The sequence below is a fragment of the Exiguobacterium sp. s152 genome (assembly GCF_018618335.1).
GTDB lineage: Bacteria > Bacillota > Bacilli > Exiguobacteriales > Exiguobacteriaceae > Exiguobacterium > Exiguobacterium chiriqhucha.
On the sequence record NZ_JACSLX010000038.1, the window covers coordinates 1 to 216 of the forward strand.

A 216-nucleotide genomic window follows, 5' to 3' on the forward strand; every position below is an offset into this window, starting at 1 on the left:
GAATGATACTAATCGGTCGAGGCTTTGATCTAGTCTAAGGTTTGTGTGAATTGATGAGTCTTCAGTTTTGAGAGAACAATCTCTTAAAATATATTGACGTTATGACTAAATAATGTTAATATAATACTTGTCTGGTGGCGATAGCGAAGCGGCCACACCCGTTCCCATGCCGAACACGGAAGTTAAGCGCTTCAGCGCCGAAAGTAGTTGGGGGTC

General features: G+C 42.6%; 1 rRNA gene. It reads left to right on the forward strand.

Annotated features, from left to right (window positions below):
• Positions 1–130: 130 nt before the first annotated feature.
• Positions 131–216: ribosomal RNA gene (gene rrf / locus KNP72_RS15800) — 5S ribosomal RNA — on the forward strand; the annotation flags it as partial.